Annotated in this window: 9 protein-coding genes; 2 read left to right on the top strand and 7 right to left on the bottom strand. The window is 28.3% G+C overall.

The window, feature by feature from the left end; all coding sequences use genetic code 11:
* Positions 1-67 precede the first annotated feature (67 nt).
* The 7 genes from F6464_RS02085 to F6464_RS02055 form a co-directional block, all read right to left on the bottom strand.
* Positions 68-4,045, bottom strand: coding sequence for a DUF2194 domain-containing protein (locus F6464_RS02085; protein WP_151106090.1), 3,978 nt, complete (start codon positions 4,043-4,045; stop codon positions 68-70).
* A gap of 2 nt (positions 4,046-4,047) precedes the next feature.
* Positions 4,048-5,859 carry a hypothetical protein gene (locus F6464_RS02080; protein ID WP_151106089.1) on the bottom strand — a complete coding sequence of 604 codons (1,812 nt, stop codon included), beginning with the start codon at positions 5,857-5,859 and terminating at the stop codon, positions 4,048-4,050.
* Between the two features lie 170 nt (positions 5,860-6,029).
* A complete protein-coding gene (locus F6464_RS02075) occupies positions 6,030-6,839 on the bottom strand; it encodes an endo alpha-1,4 polygalactosaminidase (protein WP_151106088.1) in 810 nt (269 codons plus the stop codon).
* Positions 6,826-8,439 carry a hypothetical protein gene (locus tag F6464_RS02070; RefSeq protein WP_151106087.1) on the bottom strand — a complete coding sequence of 538 codons (1,614 nt, stop codon included), beginning with the start codon at positions 8,437-8,439 and terminating at the stop codon, positions 6,826-6,828. The genes F6464_RS02075 and F6464_RS02070 overlap by 14 nt, the downstream gene beginning before the upstream one ends.
* Positions 8,440-8,481: 42 nt before the next feature.
* Positions 8,482-10,026 (bottom strand): GT4 family glycosyltransferase PelF, encoded by a 1,545-nt coding sequence (gene pelF, locus F6464_RS02065; protein WP_151106086.1) that lies wholly within the window; start codon positions 10,024-10,026, stop codon positions 8,482-8,484.
* 280 nt (positions 10,027-10,306) lie between these two features.
* Positions 10,307-11,833 carry a DEAD/DEAH box helicase gene (locus F6464_RS02060; protein WP_151106085.1) on the bottom strand — a complete coding sequence of 509 codons (1,527 nt, stop codon included), beginning with the start codon at positions 11,831-11,833 and terminating at the stop codon, positions 10,307-10,309.
* 86 nt (positions 11,834-11,919) lie between these two features.
* Positions 11,920-12,435, bottom strand: coding sequence for a DUF6155 family protein (locus F6464_RS02055; protein ID WP_151106084.1), 516 nt, complete (start codon positions 12,433-12,435; stop codon positions 11,920-11,922).
* 129 nt (positions 12,436-12,564) lie between these two features.
* Here F6464_RS02055 and F6464_RS02050 point away from each other — a divergent pair, with 129 nt between their 5' ends.
* Both F6464_RS02050 and F6464_RS02045 read left to right on the top strand, forming a co-directional pair.
* On the top strand, positions 12,565-12,843 hold the full coding sequence (locus F6464_RS02050; protein WP_151106083.1) for a DUF3817 domain-containing protein: 279 nt from the start codon (positions 12,565-12,567) through the stop codon (positions 12,841-12,843).
* Positions 12,836-14,110 carry a mechanosensitive ion channel family protein gene (locus F6464_RS02045; protein WP_151106082.1) on the top strand — a complete coding sequence of 425 codons (1,275 nt, stop codon included), beginning with the start codon at positions 12,836-12,838 and terminating at the stop codon, positions 14,108-14,110. The genes F6464_RS02050 and F6464_RS02045 overlap by 8 nt, the downstream gene beginning before the upstream one ends.
* The last annotated feature ends 10 nt before the right edge of the window (positions 14,111-14,120 follow it).

Raw genomic sequence — 14,120 nt, 5'->3', positions numbered from 1 at the left:
AAAATGGATTATGCTTTTGTATAATCCAATTTTAGTTTTTATAAGGAAATATAATTTATTAATGAAATTATTGTTGTTCATTAATAACTCTCTTTTTTGATTTTTTTTTCAAGTTGTATTTTACTCCTAATTGATAAGCATTTGAATAAAATTTGTCTTGATCATATATTTCAAAAATAAATGTAAGAGCTGTATAATCAAATAATTGATAGGATAAATTACCAGTATATCTTCTAAACTTCTTAGTATAGTCGTCTAAAAAGTAACCTGCTTCAATTCTTGAAATGAAATTTTTGTTATTAAATTCCCAACCTAAACCAGTACCACCAAACAGTCTACTTCTTAGCATCCAGTAAGGAAATCCATCTTCTTGATCTCTATTTCCTTTAGACACTTGACTTTCAATAAACGGAACAAATTTAGATTTTCGTACTTCACCTTTGTCTAAAATCATTCTTAAAGTTAATGCACCTTCTATTGCGTCATCAAACGTTGCTATTTCATAATTATTCTTGTCAATTGTTGTATATACTTTTCTGGCCAGTGGTGATTTTCTATTAGGATTAAGAATTGCTGTATTGATAGTGTCTCTAGATAGCAATCCATTGGTGTAATAATTCCCTTCAAAAGAAATATTAGTATTAATAACTTTAAATAAATAAAAATCTTGATTTAAGCTTAAACGTAAATTATAAATATTCTGGTTTAATCCTGGAGCAAATTCTACTGGTAGTAAATTAAATTCGGCAGATCTAAAACTTTTTTCTTTTGCAGCACTATAACCTAGCCCAAATTGGTAATACATCTTAGCTGATTCGTTTGCTTCTATTCTTCCTCGTGACCAATATTGAGGTTTGCCTTCTATTTGTGCGGTTTTGTATTTATATTCTAAACCAACTAATGTATTTTCATAATTACTTGGATAATTTTCATCTATTACTATTTTATAAAACTTTGTTCGAGAAACACCTATACTATTAAGATTTTCTTTTTTGTCATAAAAATTATAAGAAAAAATATTATTAAAAAATGAATTAACATTTTGATTGGTTTGCAAAGAAGAATTGAAATCAACAAAATTACCTTTTGTTAATCGGTATTCTTTAACTAGTGTTTTCATTACGTTAGGATAAAATAATTCAGGCTCATTTTCAATCAAATATTGTTGCAACGATTGTTCTTCATATACAACATCTTTGTTATAAGTTTTTCTTAAATCCTCTTTATCTTCGCTTTCTGGTAATGAATTAGCTAAAATCCAGGCCTCTTTAAAACGACCTATTTCATGATATACATTACTCATTAGTACCTTCGCCTTATCGTCATTAGGGTTCTCTGCAATATATTTTAGGTATTCTTTTTCAATCAATTTAGATTGTCCTGACTCGATATACCATCCCATTTTGGTTACAAAATCGATGTTTTTGGCTAATGACGACCATTCGATAGCTTTATAATAATCTAAGCTATCGGCATATAACCAAGTTATTTGCTCGCCAAATTCAGCAAAATCTTCAGTTGGTTTTTTATCACTTAATTCTTTTAAGGCTTCGTCTGGGTGGAATTGTAATAAATGCCGCAGATAATTTTTGTAATTTGACATTGAATTGTCTATCATATACAAATTTTTTAAAGCCATCCTACTATTAGATTCATTTTCATCAGTATAATAATTTGTTATATATGTGTTTAATAAATCTTTATCAAACGGATTGGCTAATAACTGTTGTGTAATCCATTCTTCAGTTACAGCTTCATTTGGGTAACCAATTACACGATCTAATTCTTTAGAATACATAATGTTTTCTTTAGTAGGATACTTTTTTACATGTTCATCTAATAATTTCCATACTTCACTACCCTTTTCATCCCATGACATATATTTTGCATATCTGTTCCAAGTTACCGAATCAATAACTGGAGTATTTATCATCTTAGCTTTAAGAGATGTTAAAAGTATTTGCAGTTTTTTCTTCTCTAATTCTTCATATATAGCTCCTGATCTAAACTTTTTAACTTGTTCCTCAAACTTCTTGTTTTCAGCTAAAACAGCTTGATTTATTTTAAGTTGGTTGGCTATCTGAATTCCATTTTTATATTTTAAATCTACTACACTTATTTTAGATTTATTATTATAAACCGTATATAGATTACCGTCTAGGAATGGAGTTTTAGAAAATAATGCAACTTGATTTTTTAGTTTAGATTCAATCTTTTCAGCATTTTCTGTACTACCGTACATGAACCAATATTGTTTTGTAACTTCACCCGGATTGGTTTGAGTAATAGTATACAAACCATTTTCAGATTTATGATTGTATCTCGATGCTCGCCAATCAATAACAATTTCGGCAGCGTCATTTCCGTTTAGAAAACGCAACTGAGGATAGGCATTTGTCATTTGCTTTATATATTTTTTAAACTCTGGAAACATGGCTTTATCACCACCTTTTGTTTTTCGCCATCCATAATTTAATTCATTTCGCAATCCGAAATGTCCCGCACTTGAATTAGCCGTACTTGGAATTTGAAAAACATCATCGGGATGCACAAAATGTGTCCAAATTCCTGTAAACAAATACATCGATTGTTGACTATATTTTGTTTCTTCACTCATGTAAAAACCACTCGAAATCCTTGGGTAATCAAAGAATTCTTTGTTATATGGATCATAATCAAACTCTCGATCTCCACCATCCTTTTTTATGCCTAAATACAAACTACACATGTATTTTAATGATGGCATTGCTTTTTTTAACTCTATAATTCCTTCTTTATCAATATCGTTTGAAGGTGGTACATAAGTAGTTGGTAACTTTCCAAAGTTACTAATTTCCCATTTTTTCTTTACGGTATTCATTGATGTTGTTATGAATACCTGATTTTTCCATAAATCTTTCATTAGCGAAACATGATTATACCCATGAAATGCTAATTCGTTACCATTTTTAGCAACATCTTTAACGAGCCAATCAGTAATAGGCTCAGTTTTATTATTATCTGTTATTTTTCTTAAATTCCACTGATCAAGTGTAAATGGAGGTACAATTTTATTTCTATAATCAAAAGTGGTCATCGCAGCATATGGAATTTTATATTCTTTCGATAATTTATTCATGTCGGGCCACCACACTTTTTTTACAAAATCCTCCATATTCATATTCATTTCTGACGCAATTGGTTCCGCTTTAATATCATAAAGTGGGGACGGAAAGTCATCTAGAAATATGGTGCTTACATTTGCAATTGGATAAGGTATCCCTTCTAATCCTTTTAAAATTCCTGCAAACAATAACCCTCTGTCTTCTTTTGTAAAATTATCTGAAGTATTGAAAAATATAACACGACCTGTTCCTATTTTATTTTCTACAATTGTAGGGTAGTTTTTATTATTGATAGCAGTTGCTAAAATTTTTACTTTATTAGAAAAATTGGTCGAAGAAAAACCAAAATGATTTACATTTTCAAAATATTTTTTATCTTTTGAATTTGGAAAAATATTATAATTAAAATAAAATCCTACTGATTCTGTATCTGTTGCAAATTCTGCTTCTGGTTTAAAACCTAATAAAAAAGACATTCTGTGATCTTCATTAGCATATGGTAAAAAAAGTGTTCCGCCATTTGAAACAAAATCTAAAATCTTATTTATGGATGCATCATTTAATTTTTTGGTGTCATATACGGATAGAACTCTTGTTGTAGGGGCAATTTTAGAAGTGGAGTTCCATTCATTTAGGGATATGGAGCGAAAAGGAAGTTTTGTGTAGTCGCATGTTTTTTTAATGTTTCCATTATATATTTTGCTCTGAATGTCTTTTTCATCAACTATGAATTCTATTATGGGTTGATTACTCATTCCAGGCTCATTGTAACGTTTAAAAGCTTTATCAGTTTTAGTCTCATCAGTTTTAATATTGAGAAAATCAGCAGCTTTTAAATCAGACCAATCCTCTAATCCTTCACAACTAGAAATGAAAAGCAAAGCTATTGTTCCAATCAAGTATAAAACTCTTTTTTTGAGGTATATTTGTATAAATTCCATATCTAAAAAATTAAGTCAGAAATTTTACTTTCTTCAGGTTCATTCACAATTTCATATACTTTTAGAATATCTGTTTTGTAAAAAAGATTAATTTTTCTACCTCTCTTCTTTAGTTCATCAAGTTTCTTTTCAAGTAAAGAATTTAAATTTTTATTTTCTGCAAATGCATTATTTTCTGCTTTACTTTTATCATTTAAAACAAATACCAAAACGCTTTTCGTTAAGGTATATTTAGGATATTTTACTAAAAATTTAGGATCTTTTTTATTTTTAAAATAGATAGCATCTCTTTTTAAATAGTCTTCTAAAAAAAAATCGTAGTTTATAAAGAAATGCTTATTTGTACTAATAACCTCAGTTGCAGGATCATTTACAACAGAATATTTTAACTGGAAAAATGTCTGATAAATTTTATCATAAGCATTTAAAATTTCCTTTGGCGTTTGATCGGATTCTGTAAGTAAATTAATGTTTTTCTTTTGATAGTATATTGAATAATAAATCATAACAATAGCAATTATACTAACTGTTATTGGGCTAAATCTTTCAAATCTTTGAAAAATTAAATTTAATATTCTTATAATTATTGCGGCATTAAATCCTATGATAATGGGTATGAAAATAGATAAGGAATTGTATAACATGTCAATATCAATCCATTCACTTTTTAAAAATGTAAGTACTATAATAAAATTAAAATACAAAAAGAATACAAAAGTAGATCTCCAATTTTCTTTTTTGAATATAACCAAAAGTAGAACTAAAAGTAACCCAATGAAAGTGCTTACTTGGGCATAAAAAATTATTAATTTATACGGTAAAATTAATTGTGGAACATAAGTATAAGAACTTACAGAAAGTAAATTTGATTGCAAATAATCTAGTAATTCTGTTCTTTGAAAATAGCATGCAAAACTATAAATTGCATACAACATCCCGATTGCTAATAAGTATGAAGAAAATGCAATAAGATTATCTCTCTTATACTTTTGTTTTGTAAAGATTAAACCAATTATTAAAAATGGTGGAATTAATATAAAAAGCGTAAATAAATCAATTAAACCAACTGCTATAAAAACTAAAACAAAACTTAAGAAATAAGTGATTTTAGTAATTTTTAGTAATGTTGGTTTTAAGTAAAAAACAAATGCGGGCAATGCAAATGTAAGCGCTAAAAACATTGGATTTCCTTTTAGCAAAAAATAAATATTTAAGGGTGTCAATACATAAACCATTGCAAAAAAAAGAGAGGCAATTGTTGGTGCAAGTATTTTTGAAGGTGTTAATTTATTTATAACCCAAAACATAATAATTGCTAGAAGTGTTGACTCTAAAATTGAAATTACCTGAAGTGCTATTTCAGGGCTTACATCAGTAATTTTACCATAAAAATTTACAAAAGCCAATTCGGCATCTGTAGCTAATTCGTAAGTAAACCAATATTGATTGTCAAACTGAATAACCTTATTTAAATCATAAATCCAAGCATCTGATAACGAATAATTATCATAAATTATAAAATAATATCTACTCGCAAAAGTTACAGTGCCAATAAATACAGTCAGAATAAATATAAGGATATTGTTGTTCTTTTCTTTATTTGATGAATCAAATGAAAACCAAAACCAAAAAGATTTTTTGTTTTCAATATTTCTTAAAAAATTTAATAAAGCATCCCTTATTTGTGTCTTAAAATAATTTCTAGGATTTGTAAGATTCTGTATTCCAATAATATCTAATGTGATAACTAATGAAAAGATGACTAAACAGTTAAATAAATTATAAGCGTTTAATTGTACTAAAATAAAAATCATTACGATTAATAAACTACTATAACGAAACCAATTAGTAACAATAAAATCTAAAAAATTAACATGTCGTTTAACATTTACAAATTTCCTATGCAAATAAAATAAAAATAGTATGATACCGCAAAGTCTTAAAAAACCTAGTAATATGGAACTTGTTAAAAACATCATATTCTCTATTCTTTAAATTTAGGAATACTTTGTAAGTCAATATTACCTATAAAGTAATCAAATTTTGAAGGCTCAATTCTCTCTATGATTTGATTGAATAATTTTTTTGAATCAGCATATTCAATTAAAATAATAGGAATCTTAGTGCTTTCACGAATTGAATTTAAACGAATCAATTGATTGTTAAATTCACTGTTGTTTCTTAAATTATAGCTTTTATCTTTAAAAATATAGCCGCTAGCTACAGATTCTACTACAATTGCATTAATGTAAGATGCTGTTTCAGGAATTAAATCTAAACCAGCATTTTGTATAAATTCTTTTTTAGGATATATTTCTTTAATCTTCTTTAAAACATTTATTAAATCCTTTTTTTGTTCTTTCTGAGGACCAAAAATCGTAAAATTATCAATATTATCTAAGAATAATCCGTCAAATCCTTTAGACAAGGTTTCGTCAACAATACTTAATAAAGTTTCTTGAGTTTTATTAGATTTTAGGTTAAGATAATAACTATCCCAATTTTGGTTTTTTCCTAAAGTATGTTTTTTTAACATTTTATAATGAGGAGCATGAATGTTTACTTCCCCCAAGCTGATATAGGCAAATACTTTTGAGTTTTGTGATTTAATTATTTTAATTTCCTTAGAAGAATAGTTTAATGACTCCAAGATAACATAAGAATAGCCTTTTATGGATTCTGGCTTTACTTTACCATAACAAACTAATACAGTGCTTTTTTTTATATTGCTTTGCAAAGAAGAACTAGTTAATATTGACGGTAAAATGTAAAGAAAAATTTTAATAAGCTGCATAATAATAGTAATCTAGATTTTTGAAAAATTTGATATTTGCTCTTAAAGTTAGCGCTACAAATAGTGCTGCTCCACAAAGCATTCCCACAACGCTGAATTCATAAGCAAAAAATCGACTTAACACAAAACCTAAAAATAAATTAAGTAAACAGGCATAAACTATTGATTTTAAAGGTTTTAATGACTGACCTAATGTAAATAAATACAAAGAATTTAACATTCCCCAGGCTAGTAACATATACCCTACTCCTCCAATTACACAGACTTTTATACTTAAATTTAACAGCACTTCGTGAAACTGAGCTTCAAATCCCCATGATGCGGTTATTATAAAATAGATAAATGTAAACGCTGCAAAGCTAGTTAAAAAAAGCAGTAAAATCTGTTGCCAATACATTTTACGAAGCTGGTTGTTAAATACTTCTGGAGATTTATGATCTGTAATCTTTTGTCCAATGTCAATAAATCTTGTGAACGATGCAATGCTGTATTCTAAAACTCCTGAGAGTAATAAAAAGACTAAAATAGCTAAATCCATTCCTAATTCATAATTTTTTTCAAAATAAACTAAAAAAGGTAGATTTCCGTTAATTCCAGATGACCATGCCATAATTCTGTCCATAAAAATAAATACATAAATAAAAATGCCATAAAAGAAATATTGATAGTTATGATACAATAATACAGGCACTTTTATTTTATCACCACTAATTGATTTTTTATTTTTTGTTAGCCTCGAAAAGTAAATCATTAAAAATAATTTTGATACTATAATAGCAGTAGCAATGCCTATCCAATGTGTAGCAAAAATTAATAAAGTTGTTGTCTCTTTTAATACAATTGAAACAACAGTGCCTGAAAAAATAGCTAAAGTAATTACCCAACGTTGTTTAATAGTATGTAAAGGAGCTAATAGAAGTAATAGCATTCCTATTAAGAAAGCGTAAGCAAAAACTACAAATAAAATCTCATACGGATAAATATGGAAAAAGAAATTTAGTAGAAAGATAACTGCAAGTACAACAAAAATTGAAATAGTGCCAACTTTGTGCAAATAGTTAATAGTTTGCCTCATCATTTTATAATCTTCATAATTAAAATAAAATGATGCTTGCTTTCCTATAACCTGAACAAAACCACCAGTTGATATTAAACCAACAACTACCCCCAAAACGACGGCAGTTGATTGTATTTCATTGAATCCTACAAAAGTCCAGAGGGAATAACCAAAAAAGATAATGGCGGCTATTTGAATCAAAATGGGCAGAAGATGAAAAATTCCAAGTGAATAATATTCGGCAAAAATCTTTGCCTTTATCCACATATAATCAGAGACTTGTATTGTTTTTGGCTGCGTGGCTTCAACTTCTCTTTCTTTGGAATTTTTAGCTCCTAAATAATATTCATCTGTTGTTAGTTCATAATACACTAACTCTGATAAATCTTTTATGGAGTTAAAACCATAATCATCTATAGTATCTTTTTCTCGTATACCTAATGATTCAATAGTTGCTGCAACTACTTGACTGCTTACAGGCTTACCAATTTTGTCCTTAGTATTTTCTATTAAGGCTCTAATGTTTGTAAAGTGATTTTCCATTGTAGATTTGGGTTCTATTTTTGGTTAATAAAAAATGTGTGCTTATGACGCCTCCATAGCCTCTTCTTGGTGTATTTGTGGATTAAGATATATTGGCTCTTGTACTTTTTTGTTGATTATGAAATCGTAAGCAACTTCATATTCTTTAATAAATTTATCAATTGTAAAATTATCGATTACTTTTTTACGGGCGTTTGCTCCCATTTGTTTTCTTAAAACTTCATCTTGCAATAAAGTAATAACACTTTTTCCTAATGATTTGTAATCTTTAGGTTTACAAATAAATCCACATTTATCATCTAAAGCCTCAGTAACCCCCCCTACATCTGTAGCAACTACAGGAATTCCGCAGCTCATAGATTCTAATACAGTATAAGGAAAACCTTCAGAAATAGAAGTTAATATCGAAATATCTCCTTCGCAAAAAAGTTCATGTGGCTTATCATGATAACCAGCCAATATGAAATTTTCTTCTAATCCTAATTTTTTTATAAGATTGGTGCATTCTTTTGTATATTCTGGAACAGCATTATTGTCTCCGTAAACTAGGTATTTTACATTTGGAATTTCTTGTTTTACCACATCACACGATTTAATCATTGTGATAATATCTTTTAGTTCAAAGATTCTAGCTGCTGCAACAACAGTTGGAACATTTTCTAAATGTGCTGGTTTTGCTATTGGTGAAAAAAGATCAACATCTATACCATTATAAATAACGTCAATTTTGTTTGGATTTGCTCCGTACATTTTTTCCCAAGAAATATTAAATTTATTTACTGATAAAATTAAATCAGATTTATAATATACTACTCTTGTAATACATTCTGAGAACTTAATTAATAAGTTTTTCAAGAAAAATGAATATTCAGATGAATTTATAGCAATTAATCGTTCTCTAATAAAAACACCATGCTCTGTTGCAATAATTGGAGTTCCATATTTGTATTTTAATACTAAAGCAGGAATTACAGGAAAACCAGACAAAGTTAAATGTGAAACATCAACTTTAGGAACATCAATAGAAATTGGAATAAGAAAACGATAAATCCAACGCATTCCAACAGTAAAGTCATACAAAGTTGCGCTATAATGGTTGTCTTTAGCAATAATAGCAGAAACCGTTGTGCAAAAACATTTCCAAACAGCAACGCTTTTCATCGTATTTTTGTAATCGTGTTTTTGAAAAAATTGCCACATATCAAATATTGTATCATCAATATCTTCTACATCTGCTTTTTCATCATATATGTGATTCAGTAATTTTTCAAAAATTGGAATAAATTTCTCAACTATTTCATTTGAGTCGTTTTGTTCTTTTCTATTTACTGTTTTATGGAATTTCTTACCATAACTTATAAGTTCTTGAGGCTCAAGTGGAGACCAAAGAGGAACTTGTATCACATTTTTTACATTGTCACTTAATTCATATTTAGATTTTTGCTCAAAATCTGCATTTATAGAATATAAAGTATAATTTACGTTTTTAACTTTATTACATAGCATGTGCGCCCAAGTTGAAACTCCTCCTCCATTAAATGGATACGTTCCCTCTAAAATTAACATTACATCGTACTTGTTTTTCATATTCATAAAGTTTGTTCTTTGTATTCCTAAACCAATATTTTTTATTAGTGTTAAATTGTATTTTACACTGATTTTATATTCGTTACTGTAGCAAAGATATTTTGACTTTATTCAATAAAAAAAGAAAAACCTTGAAATCTGTCGTAAATACTGATAAAGTCGATGAAATACACGTTTAGTGATACTAAAAGTGATTGCAAAAAAAGGGTTAAAAAAAATGTGGTAAATACATCGATAAAATGATGTATTTCATCGAGTTGAAGATTTAATAAAATTAAAATTAGAACATGTTTTCTCTAATTTTTTTTCCAATAAGTAACGTTAATTTTAATTTGTAATCTTCTATAAGCCATTCGCGATAATTTTTGCTGCAATGACTTAAACATTTTGCATAGCGTTTCATCCTGCATTCTATATCGTCGTGAAGCTCTTTTGCTAATTGTTTAGCTTCATAAAGTTCTTCGGTATTATCAACACACATTGCTGCATGTTGCTCTAAAGATTTCTCTATCACTACTTTAGATCTAAGATTTTGCGCTATAACAATTTTATGTTCTTCATCAACGTCAAAAGTAACCACTTTAGTCTTGCTAAATTTAGCTCGCAATTCAGGAGGCATTTGGTATTTAAAATAGAGTTCTATTTCAGCATCATCTCTTAGGTTTTCTAAATAAAATTCGGGAGATTTAAAAATATGTTGCCAATCTACAGGTTCGCTCCACAATCCAAATCTTGCCGCATTATTTCCTAAATCTATAACTATAAAGGTATCTTTATTAGGTAATTTTCTAGAACCACGACCTATCATCTGATAATATAAAGTAAGCGATTTTGTTGCGCGATTTAAAATAATAGTTTCTACTGTGGGCTCATCAAATCCTGTTGTTAATATTCCAACAGAAGTTAAAATCGCATCAGGTGTTTTTTTAAACCAAGCTAATATTTCTCTTCGATCTTCAGGATTACTCGTATTGTCTAAATGTCGTATCGGATATCCAGCTTCTCTAAATGTTTCATAAACATAGAGCGAAGTGTTTATCCCGTTATTGAATATTAATGTCTTTTTTCCTAAAGATTTCTCAGTATACGCATGCAATAATTTTTCTTGCATGGCCATATTAGAATATAAATCATCTGAAGATTTTACAGTATAATCACCATTAATACCAACTTTTAATGACGTTAATCCTACATCATAACTATAGGTTATTGCTTTTGCTAAGAAACCATTATTTATTAATGAAGAGATGGTATCTCCTACTACCAATTCATCATAATTTTGGTTCATTGGTAACTTTATATTCGAACTCAAAGGTGTGGCTGTTACACCAAGTATAAAGGCATTTTTAAAAGAGCTTAATAATTTCCGAAATGAATTGTAATGTGCTTCATCAATAATAACCAAACCAACGTTGTCTAAATGTAATTTCTCATCATTGATACGGTTTTTCAAAGTTTCTACCATGGCAACAAAACAGGAGTAATCGTTTTGATCGGGAAGCTCTTTTACTTTACTATTAATGATTTTATTTTTTACATCAAAAGTTTTAAGCATTTTTGAAGTTTGCTTACAAAGTTCTATTCGATGTGTAAGTACCACTACTTTCTTATCGTGTTTAGACAAATACCGTCTAACAATTTCTGAAAATATAACTGTTTTTCCTCCACCAGTAGGTAATTGATACAATAAATGGAAGTTACTTGGCGAATTGTCTAAACGCTCAAAAATAGCATTAATGTCACCTTTTTGGTAACCATAAAGCTCTTTTTTTTCTTCTACTTCAAGATCAAAATCTTTTTGAGACATATATACTTTTAGAATTTTTGCAAAAGTACACCTAAAAAAGAGTTATTCTATGTTAAAATAAATGTATTTGATTTGAATTCTAAAAATTAATATTCTAAGCGTTCTAAAATAGCGTTGAATTCGTAATTATTTGACCAATTTTGTGAAATGGCATGGTCTCTAATGGTGTTTGCTCTAGATTGAAATTCGTAAAGAATATTTTTTTCAATCATAAAACTAATCGCTTGTTCAAAAGAATTGAGCATGCTTTTAAAAAACAATTCTTGCTTTATTATTTTCTCTGAGGTATATGTTTGAGCAATTTCAATAGTATACAGCATTAAATCGGCAACAATAAAAGAATCTACACCAAGAAGGATGAAATGTTTGATGTATTTTTGAGAAATAGAACGTCTTAATTTTGCCCTTTTGCCCCTTATAGGAAAATATTCGTTAGAAATTTTGAGTTTGGCTTCTTGAACTAATTTTTTTTCATTTGGATTAAAAACAAAGTCATAATATACTTTTACGTTCGCAAACTTATCATACAACTCCAGAATTTGCTCTTCAAGTTGTTCTTTGTTTAATTCTGTCAAATATTTTTTTAAATCTCGTTTGCTCATTATTTGTTAATATAAAACAAAAGTAAGCTACTTTATCCATCAAAAACGAATGATAATAACTAATTTTGCAAGGTTAAAAAAACAGTTTTTTTAAAATATACATTTACTTAAATCAAAAACTAAAAGAACATGATTAAATTTTTCAAAATTATTGCACTATTAGAAGGAGTTTCGTTGATACTTTTATTTTTCTTCGCCATGCCAATGAAATATATTTTGAGTCAACCCATTTATGTAAAAGTTATAGGAATGGCTCATGGCCTACTTTTTGTTGGATATATTATACTTGCAATTATGCTAACTTTTGAAAGAAGTTGGAGTTATAAAAAATCAGCTGCTATTTGTTTGGCATCTATTATACCTTTTGGGACTTTCTACATGGAAAAGAAATACCTAAGAAATGAATAAGTTTTTAAATCAATTATTTGATTGGTGTTATCCTTTATTAAGAAAATGGGGATTACATGATACCATAGCTTCCTATTTGAGTTTGTTTATCAACATTACTATTCTTTGTTTTATATCTTATATCATTTTTTTAGTATTTCGATTTATTTTAGTTCAATTAATGGAAATCATTGCACGAAAAACTAAAACCAAGTTTGATGACTTATTGATATCAAATAAAACTACAAAATACATTTCGCATCTTATTCCGCTATTATTTATAAATAAATCAGTTCCAATAATTTTAAATAATTATGTTTATTGGGAATCCATTTTCGGCAAACTGGTTGGTATTTATATAGTTTTACTTATTTTATGGATCATCAGAACCATATTTAATGCTTTTAGAGATTATCTTAAACATATCCTTGCTTATAGTGATAAGCCAATAGACAGCTTCATTCAAGTCATTATGATTGTACTTTGGATGATTGGAATTACAGTTATTATATCAGAAATATTTGAAATTAAGCCTAATACATTATTTACTACTCTTGGAGCGGTTTCAGCGATTGTAATTTTAATTTTTAGAGATACTATACTCGGATTTGTCGCTAGTGTTCAAGTTTCTTTAAACGATATGGTTCGAATTGGTGATTGGATTACCTTCGATAAATTTGGTGCTGATGGTGATGTAATTGAAATTAACTTAGCTACTGTTAAAGTTAGAAACTTCGACAATACGACCACTACAATTCCTACATATAGTATGATTTCTGATTCATTTAGAAATTGGCGAGGCATGCTCAATTCTGATGGCAGAAGAATAAAAAGACATCTATTAGTAAAAGCAAAAAGCATCCGATTTTTACGGGAAAGCGAATTGGAACAATTAAAAAAAATACAAATCATCAGTTCCTATATCGATACTCGACAAAAAGAAATAGAAAAATACAATACCCAAAACAACATCGATAAATCGTTAGCCATAAACGGACGAAACTTAACCAATTTTGGACTGTTTAGAAAATACATAACTGAATATCTTAATCATTACCCCAGCCTTAATAAAGATATGATTCTAATTTGCAGGCAATTACAACCTACAGCTCATGGCATTCCTTTAGAAATCTATACTTTTACAAAAGACAAACGTTTTGAAAATTATGAATACATTATGGCTGATATTTTCGATCATATTTTTGCATCAATTACTTATTTTGATTTAGAAATTTTTGAAATGCCAACTGAAAATAGTGCTTCAGAACAAAAAATGTCAGAAATCTAAAATTTCAGAT

This window comes from Flavobacterium luteum, assembly GCF_008806775.1.
Taxonomy (GTDB): Bacteria; Bacteroidota; Bacteroidia; order Flavobacteriales; family Flavobacteriaceae; genus Flavobacterium; species Flavobacterium luteum.
Note: the sequence above shows the minus strand (reverse complement) of the source record. Positions and strands in the feature narration are given on the sequence as shown.